Source organism: Pseudochelatococcus sp. B33, assembly GCF_053570585.1.
Genome location: NZ_JBSEFH010000019.1, coordinates 1 through 18,109, shown reverse-complemented (window position 1 = coordinate 18,109; position 18,109 = coordinate 1). Strand labels below are relative to the sequence as shown.

Annotated in this window: 16 protein-coding genes and 1 tRNA gene; 10 read left to right on the top strand and 7 right to left on the bottom strand. The window is 60.4% G+C overall.

Annotated features, from left to right (window positions below; all coding sequences use genetic code 11):
* The first annotated feature begins 6 nt into the window (after positions 1-6).
* Positions 7-552: a hypothetical protein gene (locus ACUSIJ_RS20015; RefSeq protein ID WP_449310181.1), complete on the top strand. Its 546-nt coding sequence runs from the start codon at positions 7-9 to the stop codon at positions 550-552.
* A gap of 5 nt (positions 553-557) precedes the next feature.
* On the opposite strand, the gene ACUSIJ_RS20010 is transcribed toward ACUSIJ_RS20015, so the two are convergent.
* From ACUSIJ_RS20010 to ACUSIJ_RS19995, 4 genes are read right to left on the bottom strand one after another with little or no spacing between them, the layout of a single operon-like run.
* Positions 558-1,793 (bottom strand): LVIVD repeat-containing protein, encoded by a 1,236-nt coding sequence (locus tag ACUSIJ_RS20010; protein WP_449310180.1) that lies wholly within the window; start codon positions 1,791-1,793, stop codon positions 558-560.
* On the bottom strand, positions 1,790-2,773 hold the full coding sequence (locus tag ACUSIJ_RS20005) for a CobW family GTP-binding protein (RefSeq protein WP_449310179.1): 984 nt from the start codon (positions 2,771-2,773) through the stop codon (positions 1,790-1,792). Before ACUSIJ_RS20005 ends, ACUSIJ_RS20010 begins: the two co-directional genes overlap by 4 nt.
* A complete protein-coding gene (locus ACUSIJ_RS20000) occupies positions 2,773-3,444 on the bottom strand; it encodes a TetR/AcrR family transcriptional regulator (protein ID WP_449310178.1) in 672 nt (223 codons plus the stop codon). Before ACUSIJ_RS20000 ends, ACUSIJ_RS20005 begins: the two co-directional genes overlap by 1 nt.
* A gap of 58 nt (positions 3,445-3,502) precedes the next feature.
* Complete coding sequence (locus ACUSIJ_RS19995; RefSeq protein ID WP_449310177.1) at positions 3,503-4,480, bottom strand: cyclase family protein; 978 nt, start codon at positions 4,478-4,480, stop codon at positions 3,503-3,505.
* Positions 4,481-4,690: 210 nt separating this feature from the next.
* Between ACUSIJ_RS19995 and ACUSIJ_RS19990 the strand changes: the two genes are divergently transcribed.
* A complete protein-coding gene (locus ACUSIJ_RS19990; protein WP_449310176.1) occupies positions 4,691-5,566 on the top strand; it encodes a 3-keto-5-aminohexanoate cleavage protein in 876 nt (291 codons plus the stop codon).
* Between the two features lie 667 nt (positions 5,567-6,233).
* Here the strand turns inward: ACUSIJ_RS19990 and ACUSIJ_RS19985 are convergent.
* Positions 6,234-6,725: a MarR family winged helix-turn-helix transcriptional regulator gene (locus ACUSIJ_RS19985; protein WP_449310175.1), complete on the bottom strand. Its 492-nt coding sequence runs from the start codon at positions 6,723-6,725 to the stop codon at positions 6,234-6,236.
* 225 nt (positions 6,726-6,950) lie between these two features.
* On the opposite strand from ACUSIJ_RS19985, the gene ACUSIJ_RS19980 reads away from it, so the two are divergent.
* The 6 genes from ACUSIJ_RS19980 to ACUSIJ_RS19955 all read left to right on the top strand — a co-directional run bounded on the left by ACUSIJ_RS19980 (position 6,951) and on the right by ACUSIJ_RS19955 (position 13,543).
* Positions 6,951-7,316: a Rieske (2Fe-2S) protein gene (locus tag ACUSIJ_RS19980; RefSeq protein WP_449310174.1), complete on the top strand. Its 366-nt coding sequence runs from the start codon at positions 6,951-6,953 to the stop codon at positions 7,314-7,316.
* Complete coding sequence (locus tag ACUSIJ_RS19975; RefSeq protein ID WP_449310173.1) at positions 7,303-7,602, top strand: hypothetical protein; 300 nt, start codon at positions 7,303-7,305, stop codon at positions 7,600-7,602. Before ACUSIJ_RS19980 ends, ACUSIJ_RS19975 begins: the two co-directional genes overlap by 14 nt.
* Before the next feature lie 108 nt (positions 7,603-7,710).
* Positions 7,711-8,964 carry an amidohydrolase family protein gene (locus ACUSIJ_RS19970; protein WP_449310172.1) on the top strand — a complete coding sequence of 418 codons (1,254 nt, stop codon included), beginning with the start codon at positions 7,711-7,713 and terminating at the stop codon, positions 8,962-8,964.
* Positions 8,965-8,966: 2 nt separating this feature from the next.
* Positions 8,967-10,445, top strand: coding sequence for an aldehyde dehydrogenase family protein (locus tag ACUSIJ_RS19965; RefSeq protein ID WP_449310171.1), 1,479 nt, complete (start codon positions 8,967-8,969; stop codon positions 10,443-10,445).
* 101 nt (positions 10,446-10,546) lie between these two features.
* Positions 10,547-11,596, top strand: coding sequence for an ABC transporter substrate-binding protein (locus tag ACUSIJ_RS19960; RefSeq protein ID WP_449310170.1), 1,050 nt, complete (start codon positions 10,547-10,549; stop codon positions 11,594-11,596).
* A 144-nt stretch (positions 11,597-11,740) separates the two neighbouring features.
* Positions 11,741-13,543: a thiamine pyrophosphate-binding protein gene (locus tag ACUSIJ_RS19955; protein WP_449310169.1), complete on the top strand. Its 1,803-nt coding sequence runs from the start codon at positions 11,741-11,743 to the stop codon at positions 13,541-13,543.
* Positions 13,544-13,968: 425 nt separating this feature from the next.
* On the opposite strand, the gene ACUSIJ_RS19950 is transcribed toward ACUSIJ_RS19955, so the two are convergent.
* Positions 13,969-14,044, bottom strand: a tRNA-Glu gene (locus tag ACUSIJ_RS19950).
* Positions 14,045-14,401: 357 nt separating this feature from the next.
* On the opposite strand from ACUSIJ_RS19950, the gene ACUSIJ_RS19945 reads away from it, so the two are divergent.
* Positions 14,402-15,427 (top strand): RluA family pseudouridine synthase, encoded by a 1,026-nt coding sequence (locus ACUSIJ_RS19945; protein WP_449310298.1) that lies wholly within the window; start codon positions 14,402-14,404, stop codon positions 15,425-15,427.
* A 210-nt stretch (positions 15,428-15,637) separates the two neighbouring features.
* Positions 15,638-16,537 carry an RNA polymerase sigma factor RpoH gene (gene rpoH, locus ACUSIJ_RS19940; RefSeq protein WP_449310168.1) on the top strand — a complete coding sequence of 300 codons (900 nt, stop codon included), beginning with the start codon at positions 15,638-15,640 and terminating at the stop codon, positions 16,535-16,537.
* A gap of 82 nt (positions 16,538-16,619) precedes the next feature.
* Here rpoH and ACUSIJ_RS19935 read toward each other — a convergent pair whose 3' ends face one another.
* On the bottom strand, positions 16,620-18,044 hold the full coding sequence (locus ACUSIJ_RS19935) for a methyl-accepting chemotaxis protein (RefSeq protein WP_449310167.1): 1,425 nt from the start codon (positions 18,042-18,044) through the stop codon (positions 16,620-16,622).
* Positions 18,045-18,109: the final 65 nt, after the last annotated feature.

Below are 18,109 nucleotides of genomic sequence, written 5' to 3'. Positions count from 1 at the left end.
AGTAGTATGCTTCCTGTGCTCTCTACACCGGGCGGACGCTATGAGCCAGATGAGCAACTCACGATGGTTTATCAAGCCATCGAGAACTTGGCAGACCCATGGTCAAGAACACAGCGAATATTCCTTCGCGGCTATTTCGATCTCATCCGCAGCCAGATCCAACAAAATACACCGGAAATTGAACGACTTCTGAGGCCGCACGGTCCTGCCTTCAGGCCTGAAGACAGAATTTTTTCCGCCCTTCTTCCCTTGCCACAAGCCTATCTGGAAAGCGGGAAAACGAGGGTGCGGGCTGACTTTGCGTTCATCACCGGCGACAGTGTCATTGCGGTCATCGTCTCGGCTCACGAATTGCCAGATCGGCTAGGCCCTCCGCACTCGACGATCTTCGTCAGGCCGGACCAACTGGAAAGCGCTTCAATCTGCTACTTACGCTCCCGGCTCCCGGAGACCATCGCGAATTTCTGGCGAGAGGAAAGTATTCCTCTCGCTCCATACGGCACGCGGCTTCCCGAGGACGCTGGAAGCATTGTCGATGTCGCAAAAGGATGAGCTCCCTAGATGTCGGTTTCCAGTATGTAGAGGCCGCCAGTAAAGCGCTCGACCGCATATACAATCGCCCGTTCATCGACGTATACGTCGTTGATCTGTGATGAGTTGACCGGTGAACCGTTGGGCACTGGCGGGACGAAATGTCCGATCTCCAACGGTTGCAACGGATCCGCGATGTCGTAGACGCGAAGGCCGCCACTAAACAGTGTCGAAAAGATGATCGTATCGGACCTGAATGATGGCCCCGGCCGATTTTCATGAAGATTGTGGGATCCGAATCGACCGCCACGCGGCCCAAACTCGGCAACCGGAGGCATCGGAAACGTGCCCAGCGGGACGAGATTGTCCTCACAGCGCGCGTCTACGATCCATGTCAGCTTGGGGGCGTCCGCCCCGCTGTCTCTGATACTTTCATCGGTGACGATCAAAAGCTCGCGCTCGAACAACGGCAGTACTGTATGCGTGAACCCGTTGAAGGGTGGATGAGGATTCCAGTGAGCGACCACCTTTGGCGCCGACTTGTCAGCGATGTCAAGGATGAACACACCGCCGTCCAGATAGGCCAGATAAACCCGATCGGGGCGCTCCGGATATACATTCGTATTATGCGCGCGAAAGCCGGTGTCGAATCGCGGATGGCGCCTGGGCGCGGGTTCTTTATCGCCTTCGCGCGTGCCCGGATACCACCAGCGGCCGACTTCCTCCGGGCGAGAGGGATTGCGCACGTCGATGCAGCGATAAAATTGGCAGTCCCTCCGATCGCGCGGCTGAAAATCGGCGGAGCCCGCGGAACAATGGATGTATTCGCCGTCCACAAACCACAGTTGATGCACGCCCATCGAATGAGGGCCCGAACAATCGAAATATGAGATACGCTTCGGGGTTTCCGGCACACTTACGTCAAACAGCTCTATGCCTGCCGGCGTCAGTCCCAGGCCTGGATCACCAAGTCCCTTTGGTCCGAGTGTCTGGTAACAGACCGCGAGAATGTCGCCGGTCAGGTCCAGCGAGTTCGACCTCATGTCGCCGTGGGGAAGTTCGGTCTGTACGATCACTTTCGGCTTTCGCGGGTCCGTGACATCAACTCCTGTGAAGTTCTTCGGCGGCCCCTCGTGAGCCAGCCACATGATGCGCCGGCCACTGGCAGTGGTTTGGATGACCATTCCTTCACCGATTCCACCAAATCCTTCGAGAGGATCTTGAGCGATAAGGCGCACATTTCTGGCATCGATAGCGGTCATTGCTGGTACGGATCCTCCCTGTTGCTCGGCACATGTGGTTTCGGCAGCTCTATGGTGGCGGGCCCCTTGCTGGTCGTTATGAAAACAAGGCGCGTCGAGATGTCATCGTCCGGCCAGGCCGACAATGCCCTCGGTCGATCCAGCCAGTGATACGCTCCCTGAATCAAAATGGGAGCATCGCTCTCCGCAATGCGTACTAGCCCCTTGACACGCGGTATTTCCGCTCCGCGCAGTGAGAGGACCGCGGAAAGCCATTGTGAGAAATGCGACCATAAAACCGGTTCGCGATCCACCAGGAGGTGGGATACGAAACCCTCACCACCGGCAACGGCGGAAAAGCGTGTATTCACGAGCCTGCTGCCCGGTTCATCGAGACACAGCGTTCCGCACGACCCCGGTTGCCGGCTGACTATCTTTGCATGGGGGTTGATGGCTCTGATGTCCGCGGCAAGCTTATCGAGCGACTTGCCAGGCAGGAGGTCCGTTTTTGAAACGACGATATGATCAGCCATCGCTATCTGACGTCGGGCTTCGAAATGGCGTTCGATATGCAATGATCCGTGAAGCGCATCCACGACGGTCGTGACAGCGCCGGGGCGAAACCCCGCTGCGCGTGTGGCCGGCGAGCAAAGCATGTCGATGAGATGCCCAGGATCAGCGCCACCGCTCATTTCCACAACGATGCGCGAAATATCGGGAAGCGCTCCCAGGCGCCGCCGTGAGGACAGATAGGTCAGGGTCGCGCTGACGTCGCCTTTCGAGGCGCAGCACAGGCATCCGGAAGGAAGCAGAAACACATTGTCTCGCGCGATCTCCACCAACGCATGATCGATCCCGATCTTGCCGAACTCGCTGATAATGACAAGCGTGTCCCCACCGAGATAGCCGGCTAATTCGTCGTTCAGCAGCGACGTTTTCCCGGCGCCGAGAAAACCGGTAAGCACGTAAACCGGTAGCTCGATCGAAAGTGAGGGAGCCATCAACCCAGCGATCCGGCACGAAATCCCGCGGTCAGAAAAGGGATGAGATGGGCAATCACTGAGGCTGCATCGGACGTGTCGATCTTTCCGCCGCCTATAGACTCGACACGGCGCTGTGTTCCCCATGTGTAGACCGTCGTCCCCAACATGAAATGGAAGCGCCAGTGAACATCTTGCGGCGTTAGTTCGGGCAATGCCTTTTCGAGCGCCTGGAGAAATGCCCTGCTGGATTCATCAAAGACTCTTCCGAGAAGATCCTGCGCAAACTCCGCCGGTTCGGTGGCAAGCCGAGCGCGCAGACGGGCGACACGTAGAAGCGTATCCCGCTCCTCGGGCGTACGCCCGAACGAGGGAGTGATAAACGCCCTCAGAATATCCTCCAGCTCGGGACGGCCGTCTGCCTGCTCTTCAGCTTTACGCAGCAGCCTCAAGCGCTCCGCAGCGATCGGCTTTGTCCGACGCAGGAACACCTCTTCAAACAACTTTTCCTTGGTACGGAAGTGGTAGTTGATCGCCGCGATGTTGACCCCGGCGACCCTTGTTATCTCCCTCATCGAGACCCCGGCAAGGCCATGCTCTGCAAACAGATGTTCCGCCGCTGTCAGGATGAGTTCTTTTGTTTGGCCCGAAAAAGCAATTTTTACAGCCTCGTCGATTTTTGGTTCGGCCATTTCTTCATTCCTCCAAGCGCTTGTTACGCCTTGACAAGGCAGCTCCAAGAGCCTGCTTCTACTTGATCGCCAGCGGATTTGTGGGTGAGCCTACCGCTCCCGTAATGGGCAAGGCCGGCGCCACAAACATGAACTCGTATGCGCCATCCGATGCACAGCTTTCGGCGAGATCGGCCAGGTAGAAAATTTCGCCCATCGTCAGCCCCATTATAGGGATCGTGATCCAGTGCCAGGGCTGGATGATGCCCGCCTCTGTCCCATTGGGCCTCACTTCGCAACCCCACGTGTCGCTGGCAATCGCAGCGATCTTTCGATCCTGTATCCACTCAAGCGTTTCGAAGGCGAAGCCCGGTGCATCTCCGCCATTGTATCCGTCCCAGCTTCCTGCCGCGATCTTAGCCTCCATCTGTCCGGTGCGCACGATAACGTAGTCGCCACGCCTGACTTCCACTCCGTGCGCCTTGGCGGCGCGATCCAGATCGTCGCAGGTGATACCATATCCATCATCCAGCGTATCAACGCCGAAGACACGCGGCATGTCGAGGAAGACGCCTCGCCCAACCATCTTCGTCTTGGTTTTTTCGATTCCACACTTCTGCGCACCGAGACTGCTAACCTCCCGGCAATCGTATCCGTTCCACATATAGTCTTCGTAAAACACGTGGCCCAGACCGTCCCACTGGGTGCCACTCTGAAGCGGCAGGACGACGAGGTCATCCGCGGCGCGCATGCCACGTTTGTCGAGTACACCTGCATAGGCATCCGTGCCCGTTCTCAACATGACGTGAAGCGGATTGATTCGTCCGGGAACCTGGTAGGGTGTCTTTCCGGCCTGTGGTCCATTCTGATCATAATTGAGGGCCAGGGAGATAACCTCTCCCTTCCGCACGAGCCTGCTCGCCGCGACGATGTCCCCCGGCTGCACATGGTTGAGAGTACCGATTTCATCGTCCGCACCCCAGCGCCCCCAGTTCTTGTACTTCTCCGCAGCGGCCTTGAGGTCATCGCGCGTAATGAGGTGTTTACTATCGGACATACCCTGCTCCATCGTTTCTGAAATAAACCACCGCAAAGAGACGGACGTCCCCGGGGCGGGCTCGAATTTTGAACGCGTCGCTTCAGTCGGCATAAATTTCAATCATTCGTTTGAAACGATTATTTGGATATGCTATCGCCTTGTCAAGCTGTCACCGGATCGAAAATGCCGGTGCGGCTCATTACCGCGATTTTGAGGAGAGCAATCCGCATGAAGCCCACGATATTGACCTGCGCAATCACCGGCAATCACACCACGCGCGAACACCATCCGGGGCTTCCCGTGACGCCGAAGGAGATTGCCGATGCTTGTATCGACGCAGGAAAAGCTGGCGCCGCCATCGCGCATATCCATGTGCGCGACCCGGACACCGGCTCGCCGAGCATCGCGCTTGAGCACTACGAGGAGGTGGTCAAACGTATCCGTGACAGCGGATCGGATATCTTGATCAATCTGACGACGGGGCCAGGCGGGCGTTATCAGCCTTCGCCAGATGACCCTGCGAAGCCCGGTCCTCGCACGATGCTCCTGAAGCCCGAAAAGCGCGTCGAGCACATCGTCACTCTCAAGCCGGATATTTGCAGCCTGGACTTGAACACGATGTGGTTCGGCCCGACTGCTGTCATCAACGCGCCGTCGGTGGTGCGCGAAATGGCGCGCCTCATGTACGAAGCCGGCGTGAAGCCGGAACTCGAAGTTTTCGATTCCGGTGACATCGCGTTGGCGCACGATCTCATAGCCGACGGCACCTTGCGTGGCCCCACGCTTTTTCAGATCGTGCTTGGAGTCAAATACGGCGCGACGGCGAGCCCTGCCAGCCTGATGTACTCTAAATCGCTGCTGCCGGATGATTGTGTGTGGGCAGCTTTCGGCGTTGGACGCCACTCCTTTCCGATGGTTGCACAGGCCACGCTGCTTGGAGGGCACTGCCGTGTCGGGCTGGAAGACAATGTCTACATCAGCAAAGGCGTGCTGGCACGGGACAATGCCGAACTTGTGGAGAGGGCGGTCAGTATTATCGAGTCCATAGGGGGCAAGGTAGCGACCGCGGCTGAAGCGCGGGCGGAACTGGGACTGGCAGTTTGATTCTGCACGCCGTGGCGGAAGCCGCGTCCATGCTCCTCTGGTCGATCGAGTGACTAGAGGCTACACGCGACGCATTCAGATGCGCCTTGTAGAGGGATTTTGAGCCGGCGATGGAGGCGTGGGCCGGATTCCGGCCGACGCCTCATGGAAAGAGTGCGCGGAGATATCGAGGCCCCACGAACGATTTATCGAAGCCCATCGCAAAAGCGGCTCAGCAACTCATCTCGGGACCCCATGTTTCAGCGATAGCTGGCATCGAATGGAGCGATGTGCCTTGAGCCATTCCTCGCGTGAGACGACCGGATGATGCGGCATCATATCCTCTACAATTAATGCTCACCTATTTATGTTGATATCAACCTAAATACCCCGCGGCTGTCAACATTCCAGACGAACCAGCCTGCCGGCATGGCTGTGGAGTGCCCCACTGACGTGGTCCGATTGGAGTGGTTTTCTCGCGCAGAGGCTTTGTTGCGCAAATGCCGGAGCGACCGGACTTTCCCTCTCCCCGGACAGAGCTATCCCGCGCGCAGCATGAGCGGGATAGCGAAAGCGGCGAAGCGGAAGTCGCGCAATACGATGCCCGGGCAGATATCGGTAGGATCTGCGATTTCTTCACAGCCGAAGAATGCCGAAACTGCACCAAACATGCAGATTACGCGTTCGCTTAAAAGTCCGAGGCGTCAAGTGTCTCGTCTTGCAGATTGTCGATCATCTTGCGCAGCAGCGAAACGAGAAGGAGCACCTCGTCCTCGTGAAAGCCCCTTATCGCCTGGAGTGCAACCGTGTGGGCCGTCGGCAGGAGGGTCTCTTTCAATTCCTGGCCCTTTTCCGTCAGGAAGACATTGACCTTCCGCCTGTCTTCGGCGTCACGGGTGCGCCTGATGAGATCCTTGGTCTCCAGCGAGTTGAGAACGGCCGTTGAAGAGGCTTTTTCGATGCCGATACGCTGCGCCAACTCGATCTGCGGCACCCCGTCCTGCGCCCAGAGCGCGCGCAGATGCAGATATTCCGCCAGACCTATGTTGTGGACGGCCAGCCTCTCCTGAAGCAGCCTGTTCCAGACCTTGCTGGCTTCCCTGAGCACTCGACCGATACCGGGGCGCGCCCCTTCTGCATAGGGTGAGGGAACCAGGTTTGCCTTTCCGGCTGACTCCATGGCACGTCTTGTCCAGTTTCGGTATCGGTTAACGCTTCCAGACGCTCACCCATCCTGCGAGCCCTAGAATCCATCTATCGAACAGCACGTTTCCCGGTTCCTGTCCATCGGCAAATATGTCGCTCCCATCACGACAGCCCGCACACTCTCATTCCTCTAAAAAAAGATTGACCATATTAGTATGGTTCCATACAGTATGGGATAATACCTATTGAGGAGGGGGAAATGCCGGAAATATTCGTCACTGCTGCATCCGAGCTAGCGGAAGGCACCGTCAGGGTGGTGGACGTCGGCAACACGGAAATCGGCGTCATTCGTCACAAGGGCCGGTGTTACGCCTATCTCAACCGCTGTCCGCATCAGGGAGGGCCTGTCTGCGAAGGCGTACGCATGCCAAAAGTCGAGCCCGTGCTCAACGACGAGCAGCAATTTTTTGGCCATCGTTTTTCGGACGTTGAGGAACACATCGTCTGCCCTTGGCACGGATACGAGTTCAACCTCGAAAACGGCCGCTGTGTCGGTGACGCCGGTTTACGCCTGAAGCGTTACGAAGTCGTGGAGCGCCAGGGAGGCATCTATGTCGTCGTCTGACGCAGCCAATGCCACGATATCCAGCGCAGCCGCCACACTCGCCAATGCCCTGGAGCGGGACGAACTCTGGCTCATATCGGATGCCGCCCTCCAGGAGCTTCTGTCACAAGCCGTTCGCGTATTCTCCGCGAAACGACAGGCAGGGGGCCAAAAGGTCAGCGCCTTCCCTGCCCGGTCCGAGGTCACGGCAACGGATGTCTCCATCATGGCGCTCTCAATGTTGCGCGCGGCGGATCTGCAGGTCTTCGAACTGGGGCTCTGGCAATCATGGGCCGGCGAAATCTAGAAGTCCATAAAACGGTTATTTTCCAGAAAATATTACATGCAGATAATTATAGTAGTTTCTTTTTCGAAACGTGAAAAACAAGCGCACTGCCCATAGGGGGGATTTGTCGTGGATCAGTTTGTACATAACGTTCGAGATTTGTCGTCGGAAGAGTTCGACACATCAACCTTACTGAAGAACGCGTCCCGTCAGGCCAAGGATCGCAACTATGATGATGTTTTCATCATGGACGTCGATTCACACCACTATGAAAACGAATCCTTCGGTCAGATCGCCGAATTCATCGAGGATCCGACGGTCAGGCAGCTTGCCGTGAACAAGGCGAAGATCGGCGGCGGGCGCACCAACTTCCAACCAAGCCAGATCGGCTTCCAGGACATGGCGGGCCGCGTGACGCGCTATACGAAACGCAAGACCGAGCAGACGCCGCCCTCGCCGCATCGCGACATTACGCTTGCCCGTCGCTGGATGGATGCGATGGGCGTCGACATGTCCTGCCTGTTCCCCACGCCGATGCTTCATCTCGGCATGCACCCGCAAGTGGAAATGGAGGTCGTGCTATCGCGCGCCTACAATCGCTGGCTCTGCGAGACGATCCTCGTCGAGGAGCCGCGCATTTGTTCCATGCTCTATCTGCCCCTGAACGACCCGGACGCCTCCGTCCGCATGATCGAGGATTTCGGCAGCCGCAAGGGGGTGGTCGGCTTTATGGTCACCTCGACACGCTACAAGCCCATTTTCGACAATAGCTATATGAAAGTATACCGCATGCTGGAAGAGCGCGGTATGCCGTTGTCCTTCCATGCCGGCTATAACTGGTTCGACCAGGCCATGTCGCAGCTCAATCGGTTCATTTCCGTGCATGCACTGGGCTTCACCGTGTTCAACATGATCCATCTTACCAACTGGATCGTGAACGGCCTGCCGGAACGGTTCCCGAAGCTGAAGGTGATGTGGATCGAAAGCGGTCTGGCATGGCTGCCATTCCTCATGCAGCGCCTGGACAACGAATACATGATGCGCTCGTCCGAGGCTCCGCTCCTCAAGCGCCGCCCGAGCGAGTATATCGCGGACATGTATTACTCATCGCAGCCGATGGAAATGGTGCACAACCGCAAGGCCCTCGAAGTCACGTTCGAGATGCTGCGCGCCGAAACCCAGCTTCTCTATGCCTCCGACTATCCGCATTGGGACATGGATCTTCCAAGCACGATCTATGATCTGCCCTTTCTCGGCGAGCAGGCGAAACGAAACATTCTCGGGGAAACAGCATTGAAGCTGTTCAACATCGACCCGGTATGGTCGGAAAAGAAATTGCAGACTCGCGAAAAGAAGCGCGTCCCCGCAGGTCAGGACGCATGACCATGACGGGAAAGGAGAAAACGCCCACGACGTTGATGCTTATCGATGGCGAGCTGACGAGCGCGAGCGACAACGGCTGGATCGATTCCATCAATCCAGCCGACGAGAATGTCCTCGGCCGCTTTCCCGCTGCTACAGCCGCGGATGTCAACCGGGCAATCGATGCGGCCAGAAGGGCCTATCCGGCGTGGGCAGCGACACCCATGCGCGTTCGTGGCCAGGCGTTGCGCGAAATTGCTGGCCGCATGCGTGCGCGCGCCGAAGAAATCCTGCGGCTTGAAGTCATGGATACCGGCAACACCATCACCAAGATGCGCAAGGACGTGGAATCGGCGGCAAATGCGCTGGAATACTATGCCGGCCTGGGCACGGAGCTGAAGGGCGAAACGGTGCCGGCGAGTGCCGACAACCTGCATCTGACCCTGCATGAACCCTATGGGGTCGTCGGCCGCATCATCCCCTTCAACCATCCGATCAAGTTCGCCGCCAATGCGCTTGCTGCGCCCCTGATGGCCGGCAATGCCGTTGTTGTGAAAACGCCCGAACAAAGCCCGCTTTCGGCCGGCATCCTGGCCGAGATCTGCCGGGACGTCCTGCCGCCGGGCGTGGTCAATATCGTGTCGGGCCATGGCTATCCGGTCGGTGACGCAATCGTCCGCCATCCCCACGTGAAACGCATCGGCTTTACGGGATCGGCCGCTACCGGCATGGCTATCCAGCGCGCAGCGGCAGAGGCCGCGGTAAAGACCATCAGTTTGGAGCTTGGCGGCAAGAATCCGCTGATCGCATGTCCTGATGTCGATCCGGACATCATTGCCGATGCCGCGGTGGCTGGGATGAACTTCGCCTGGCAGGGACAATCCTGCGGATCGATGAGCCGTCTCCTTTTGCACGAAACGCTCTACCAACCCGTCCTGGATCGGATTGTGGCCAAGGTGAAAGCGCTGCGGCTCGGCAATCCACTCGATCCCGGCAGCGAAATGGGGCCGATCAATTCGCAACGGCACTACGAGCGGGTTAAGGCAGCGATCGCCTCGGGCGTTGGCGAGGGGGCGAAACGGCTCACCGGTGGCGGAAAGCCGAAAGGGGCGGAGTTCGAGCGTGGATACTGGCTGGAGCCTACGATCTTTGCCGACGTAGACCCATCCATGAGCATCAGCCAGGAGGAGATATTCGGGCCGGTCCTCTCTGTATTCCGCTGGAAGACGGAGGACGATGCGATCCGGCTCGCCAACGCCACCAGCTATGGTCTTGCCGCCTCGATCTGGACGAACGACTACGGCACCACGCTCCGGATGCTGCGAGCCGTACAAGCCGGCTACATCTGGGTCAACGGTGTGTCGGGCCACTTCTATGGAACACCGTTCGGTGGATTCAAGAACAGCGGCATCGGCCGCGAGGAAGGGCTGAGCGAATTGCTGAGCTACACCGAGACCAAGACGGTGCATCTGATGCCGGCAAAGCCGAAGCTATCAAGGTGACTATACCGACTATAGCCGCTGAATACGCGGGCAATCGGCGGCCTACAGCGAGGAGAGACCGGACGTTTCGAGACCAACTCATCTAATAGGGAGGAAATAAAATGATAGGACGCTCAAGTATTATTGCAGCAACAATGGGCTTTTTCCTGTCGCTTGGCGCGCACGCAGCGGTCGCGGCCGACAGTTCGCTTGTGAATTCGGATGCTATCGACCGACTGGAAAAGCTTGAGGCCGCCGCCCGGCAGGAGGGGTCCCTTACGCTCTACACCTCGTTTGCGAAAGGCGACGTCGACCCGTTGATCAAGCCCTTCGAGCAGAAATACGGCATCAAGGTCAATGTCTGGAGAGCGGGAAGCGACGAGATTCTTCAGCGCACCGTACAGGAACAGAAGGCCGGCCGTTTTACAGTGGATGCCGTCCATACGAGCTCGCCGGAACTTGAAGCCCTTTCACGCGAGGGATTGCTCCAGCCGTTCAACTCGCCCTATTTCGGCGATCTCCATCCCGGCTCGGTGTCGAAGCAGCGCGATTGGGCGGGCACGTTCCTCGCGGTCTGGGTGCAGGCCTACAACACCGATCAGGTCGCGGTCGAAGATTTGCCGAAGTCATACGAGGATCTTCTTGATCCGAAATGGAAAGGCAAGCTCGGCTATGAATCCACCGACATCGACTGGTTCATAACTCTCCTGGATATTCTGGGAGAAGAGGAGGGGCTCGCCTTCTTCGAAAAGTTGTCGGCAGGCAACGGGCTTTCCGTTCGCAAGGGGCACTCTCTGCTCAACAATCTCGTCGTCGCAGGGGAAGTGCCTTTGGGCCTCACCGTCTATAACTACATGCCGGCCCAGGCCAAGCGGCTGGGAGCGCCTATCGACTGGACCATCCTTGAACCGGCTATCGCGCGTGTCTCCGGCATCGCGATCCTCAAACATGCCAGCAACCCCAATGCAGCCGCGCTTTTTGCCGAATACATGCTGAGCGAAGCCCAGCCGACCCTGGCGTCGCTCGACTATGTTCCGGCGTCCGCCAAGGTCGAGGCGTCGACGGTGGGCGATGTCGAGATCAAGGTGGCGGACCCCAGCGAGCAACTCGACTCTTTCAAAAAGTGGGACCAGCTTTACAAGAAGCTGATACTGAGCCGGGGGTCCAACTGATCAGGACGAATGATGGCCGGCGGACGGACGGGCGTCTGCCGGCATCCATCACCATGAATGACAATGCGGATTCCGCTCCTGGATCCGCGCATCTTCGGTTCCGATACCGACCGGGCTCGGAGCGGATCAGCGAGGCAGCTTTCCATGAACGAGATGACCAAACCCGCCATCAGCAGCGGCAGCGAATTTGCCGCTTCCCCTATCGCTCCTGTTGACCAGCGCACGTCATGGGGGAGCGACGTTGCCGCGGATGTACTTCGTGCGCTCGACATTCCCTTTATCGCGCTCAACCCCGGCGCCAGCTATCGCGGACTGCATGACAGCTTGGTCAACCATCTCGGCAACGAAACGCCTACCATGTTGATGTGCCTGCATGAGGAGCATGCCGTAGCCATCGCTCATGGATATGCGAAAGCGGCAGGCAGGCCGATGGCTGTGGCCCTTCACGCCAACGTCGGCCTGATGCACGCCACAATGGCCATCTTCAACGCCTGGTGCGACCGGGTGCCCATGCTGATACTGGGTGCCAACGGGCCGGTGGACGCCACCAAGCGGCGGCCATGGATCGATTGGATCCACACCTCACAGGATCCGGCGGCACTGATCAGGCCGTTCAGCAAATGGGACGATCAGCCTGCATCCGTCGCGGCCACGCCTGATAGCCTGTTCCGGGCGTGGCAGATAACTCAGACCTCGCCATGCGGCCCTGTCTATGTGTGCCTTGACGCGGCCTTGCAGGAACAACGTCTCGCGACGCCTGTCAGGCTGCCGGATGTCAATCGTTATGCGCCGCCGTTGCCGTCCGGGCCGAATCCGGCCTCACTGAAAGCCGCCACGGATCGGCTGCGTGCGGCCGGCAAGCCAATCCTGCTCTTCGGAAGGGGTGCCCGCACGAGAGAAGCGATGGATCTGCGGCTGGCGCTTGCCCGGCATGTGGGAGGCAGGATGGTCTCGGACCTCAAGGCCGGCGCCATGGTGCCGACCGATCATTCACTTCATGTGGGGCAGCCCTTCAACAAGCTCACGCCAGAGGCAAAGGCTGCCATCAAGGACGCCGATCTTATCGTCAGCTTCGGATCAGTGGATCTCGGCGGGGTTCTACATGCCGCTTTCGAGGGCGGCGTACCGGGCGTCCCCGTCATCCATGCGAGCGATGACGTGCATCTTCACAACGGCTGGGGCAAGGAGCACGGGGCATTGCCCGTTGTCGATGTCAGCCTGCTGTGCAATCCGGATGTGGCGGTCGCTGCGCTGGTGGACGCGTTGGGCGCACAGATCGGACGGACGGAGCCCGATTGCGGGCGCGCACCGACAGACATGCCGGCGCTCAGGAACGGCAGCCTGACAATGGAATGGATCGCGCATGCGCTCGCCGCCGCAACGGACGGCCAGCCCATAACCCTCGCCAGCCTTCCTCGTGGCTGGCCGTGCGCGGTTTTCCCGCACCGAGAACCCCTCGATTACCTCGGCAAGGACGGCGGCGCCGGTATCGGTTCCGGACCGGGCGTGTCCATCGGCGCGGCACTTGCGCTCAAGGAGAGCGGCCGCCTCACGGTCGGCGTGATCGGTGACGGCGATTGCCTGATGGGCATCAACGCATTCTGGACGGCGGCGAAATATAAGATACCGGCGCTCGTCATCGTGGCGAACAATCGGGCATATCTCAACGACGTGCTCCATCAGGACACAGTCGCTGTCGAGCGCGAGCGCAGCCGGGAAAACCGCTGGGTTGGCCAAGCGCTGGACGAACCAATACCGGATATCGCGGCAATGGTCCGTGCACAAGGCGTCGATGCGGTTGGCCCCGTGAGATCTCCCGAAGGGCTCGAACAGACGCTGCGCACCGCAATCGAAACTGTACGCTCGGGACGTCCCTTCCTTATCGACGTCCATATCGCGCTGGAGGACGGACGACAGCAAAACGCGCGGGGAAAATCATCTGCGTGAGGCGAGTTTCCATATTGCCGACCGAGAGGGCTGCGAGCGGCTTTCTCAGAGCATGTCATCATTTCACGGAAACGATGACATGCTCTCTAAGTTTTTGATTTTGAGCGAATTCTTATCGATCAGACGATTCCGTCTGATCGGAACACGCTCCAGCTGTTTCTGGGGAAGTGAAGAAGACACCCGGTGCCACCTGCGGTCACCTTAGCAGTGCTCGTCCAGACAGGGGCTTTTTGGAAACCGTCTCAGGCTGCACCGGGAGGCGGAAACTTGGCTGCAACAGTCGCTCAAGCTGATGGGCAGCCCGCGCTATCACACGACACACTTGGGCACAGTCATCAACTACCACGGTCCGCAACGTCGCCGGTCAGCTTCTCCGCACAATTAAGACTTTTTGCGCGGATTATAACCTACACGCTTGATTTTAATGGCGCTCCCAAGGGGACTCGAACCCCTGTTTTCGCCGTGAGAGGGCGACGTCCTGGGCCGCTAGACGATGGGAGCGTGCCGGGCAGGTGGTCCGTATATCGGCTGTGCGACGGCATTGCAAGCACCAAGTGCAATAATTTGCATCCGAATGTGGACGCCGGACCGGCCGCTGATATAAAACCGGCCAAGGCCAGGGTTTCCGTTGCGCCCGGTTTCCGTTGCGCCCCATGCATCGCAACGCCATGTCATCGCGACGCCGGCCCCTCCGCTGGAGCGCGTTCCGATCAGACGGAATCGTCTGATCGATAAGAATTCGCTCAAAATCAAAGAGTGAGAGCATGTCAGCGTTTCCGTGAAACGATGACATGCTCTAGAAGCTCCCCGCAAGCTTTCGCTCCCCAGAGGTTTCACCAAGAGGTTTCATTGAGCGCGATTCATGATGACGACATCGACGACGAGCCGCTGATATTCGTCCTGCCGGAGGGCACGCCCGCCGGCCGTCTCGACAAGGCGCTCACAGAGGCGGCCGCCGGGGTGCAGGCCGGATTGTCGCGCAGTCGCCTGCAACAACTGATTCGCGCCGGCATGGCCAGCGTCGACGGCCTCGTCGTCACCGATCCCGGGGCGCGAATCGCTCCCGGCGCGCGCCTCGGCCTCGTCGTGCCCGCGCCCGAGCCCGCCGCGCCCGAGCCCGAAGCCATACCCCTCTCGGTGATCTATGAGGACGACTGGCTCATCGTCATCGACAAGCCGGCGGGCATCGTCGTGCATCCCGCGCCCGGATCGCCGAACGGCACGCTCGTCAACGCGCTCCTCGCCCACTGCGGCGACAGCCTGTCCGGGATCGGCGGCGTGCGCCGGCCCGGCATCGTGCATCGTCTCGACAAGGACACCTCCGGTGTCATGGTGGTGGCGAAGACCGACCGCGCCCACCAGTCGCTCGCCGCCCAGTTCGCCGACCACGGCCGCACCGGCCCGCTGGAGCGGGCCTATCTCGCCGTCTGCTGGGGCTCGCCCCTGCCGCGCGCCGGCACCATCGACGCGCCCCTGGAGCGGATGATCCACAACCGCGAAAAGATCGCCGTGGTGGCGCGCGGACGCGGGCGCGAAGCCATCACCCATTACCGGGTCGAGCAGGACTTTTCCGGCGCGGGCGGGGAACCGCTGGCGAGCCTCGTGCGTTGTGAACTCGAGACGGGACGCACGCACCAGATCCGCGTCCACCTCGCGCACAGGGGGCATCCCCTGCTCGGCGATGCGCTCTACGGCAGCGGCTTCCGCAGCAAGGAGGCGCGGCTCAGCGAGAAGGCGCAGGCGGCGCTGAGACGGCTCGGGCGGCAGGCGCTGCACGCGACGTGGCTCGGCTTCGCCCACCCCGGGACGGGCGAGGAGATGGCGTTCGAAAGCCCGCTGCCGGACGCCATGCAGGACCTCGTCGAGGCCCTGCGACGCGGCTGAACGGACCGTGCGCGCCCGCACCGACCGATGATGGATGCATACGAAATACTGGTTTCCAGCAGAAGCCGGGATGTCGGTGCGTGGAACATGGCGATATTGTCATGTTCGGTCCCTTCCCCACAGACTGCGTCGTGCGCTATACTGAAAGCCGGCCGGCCTTCTGGCGGCCGCATATGATCTGCCTATGAAGGGGATCTGAGAGGAGGCATCATGAGCACATCATCGGCCCTGCCGACATTGGCCAGCGAAAGCGGCCTCAATCGTTACCTCAGTGAAATCCGCCGCTTCCCCATGCTGGAACCGCAGGAGGAGTACATGCTCGCCAAGCGGTGGAAGGAGCATGGCGACAGGCTCGCGGCGCACAAGCTCGTCACCTCCCACCTGCGCCTCGTGGCCAAGATCGCCATGGGCTACCGCGGCTACGGCCTGCCCATTTCGGAGGTCGTGTCGGAGGGCAACGTCGGTCTGATGCAGGCCGTCAAGCGGTTCGAGCCCGACAAGGGTTTTCGCCTCGCCACCTACGCCATGTGGTGGATCAAGGCGGCGATTCAAGAATATATCCTGCGCTCCTGGTCGCTGGTGAAGATGGGCACCACGGCCAATCAGAAGAAGCTGTTCTTCAACCTGCGCAAGGCCAAGGGGCAGATCTCCGCCTATGAGGACGGCGACCTGCTGCCCGAACACGTGTCGACCATCGCCACCAAGCTCGGCGTGCCGGAGCAGGAGGTCATCGACATGAACCGCCGTCTCGGCGGCGATACGTCGCTGAACGCGCCCCTGCGCCAGGACGGCGAGGGCGAATGGCAGGACTGGCTCGTCGATGGCGGCGACGATCAGGAGACCACGCTCGTCAGCGAGGAGGAAGGCAGCAACCGCCTGGCGGCGCTGCGCGAGGCGCTCGGCGTGCTCAACGACCGCGAGCGGCGCATCTTCGAGGCGCGCCGGCTGCGCGACGATCCGGTGACGCTGGAGGAACTGTCGGGCGAGTTCGGCGTCTCCAGGGAGCGCGTGCGCCAGATCGAGGTGCGCGCCTTCGAGAAGGTGCAGGAGGCGGTCAAGCAGGGCCTCGCGCGGATCGAAAACCCGCGCGCGCTCGACGCCGTGTCCTGACGGCCGGCCGGCGGCGGTTTCGATTTCTGTCCGCCGCTGTTCCACATCTCCACACGACGGTCTTTCCTGCCGCCGGCGTCGGTCAGCCGGCACGTACTGTGGCGAGGAAACCGTCCACCTCGCGCCGCAGCAATTCCGCCTGATGGCTCAGTTCGGAAGCTGCTGCCAGCACCTGCGACGAGGCAGTGCTCGATTCGCCCGCAGCTTCCGTAACACCGGTGATCGCTCCCGACACCTGGGCCGCGCCTGAGGCCGCCTCCTGAATGTTGCGGGCGATCTCGGTCGTGGCCGCGGTCTGTTCCTCCACCGCCGCCGCGATGGTGGAAGCGATGGCGTTTATCTCCTCGATGGTGCTGCCGATGCTGTGGATCGCCCCGGCCGCATCGGTGGTGGAAAACCGGATAGCGTCGATCTGGTCGCTGATCTCGGCGGTCGCCCGGCCGGTCTGATCGGCGAGCTGCTTGACTTCCGAGGCGACGACGGCGAAGCCCCGGCCGGCATCCCCTGCCCGCGCGGCCTCAATGGTGGCATTGAGGGCGAGGAGGTTGGTCTGGGCCGCGATGGAGTCGATGAGCTCGATGACGCTGCCGATCTTTTCGGCGGCAGTGGCGAGGCCCTTCACCTTATGATTGGTCTGGCTCGCCTCGTTCACCGCCTTGGCGGCAATCGCCGACGATTTGCTCACCTGCCGGGCGATTTCGGTCACCGATGCGGACAGTTCCTCCGTGGCCGAGGCCACGGACGCGACGTTGGTCGATGCCTGCTCTGAAGCCGCGGCGACGGACGAGGACTGGCTCTGCGTTTCCTCGGCGGTCCCGGCGAGCGTTCTCGCCGAGGCTTGCAGCTCGGTCGCCGCCGAGGCCACCACTTCGACGATGCCGCCGACCGTGCTGTCGAACCGGTCGGCAAGAGCGCGCATATCCGCGCGCCGCTGCTCGGCGACCTGCCTGTCCCTGTCGGCCTGCTCGGCGCGCAGGCGCTCGGTTTCCTGCAAATTATCTCGGAATGTCGCCATCGTCTTCGCGAGGGCACCGATCTCGTCGCCCCGTCCCAGATAGGGGACTTCCACCGACAGGTCCCCTCCGGCCAGCGCCGTCATGCGATCGCGGATGACGGCCAGCGGCCTCAACACCCTTCGCTGCAAGGCGACCATCAGACCAGCCGCCACCACGATCGACGCTGCAAGAAGCCCCGCGTCCCACCAGAAGGTCTTCTCCGCGCGCTCCCGCGCCGCAGCAGCGTGGTCTCTGGCAGCCTTCAGGGCGACATTGGCGACTTCGAGAAGCGTCGTCAGCCGCGGTACCATTTCGGCGGTCCATTCCTGCGCGCTGGTATCGACCCGTTCGCCGGCAAGCAGCACCTTCAGAAGGTCGTTCTGACGTTCGATGGCTCCCGACGAAAAATACTCGCGTTCGGCAGCCACGATCGCCTGCTCGAATTCCGGAGGCAGCGCCACGCCCGCGCTCATGTCCTTGATGGCTTGCCAGGCGACATCAGCGGCGGTCAAGTTCTTGATATAATTGCTAAATGCGCCTGATGGGGGGGGGGGGGGGGGGGGGGGGGGGGGGAAGG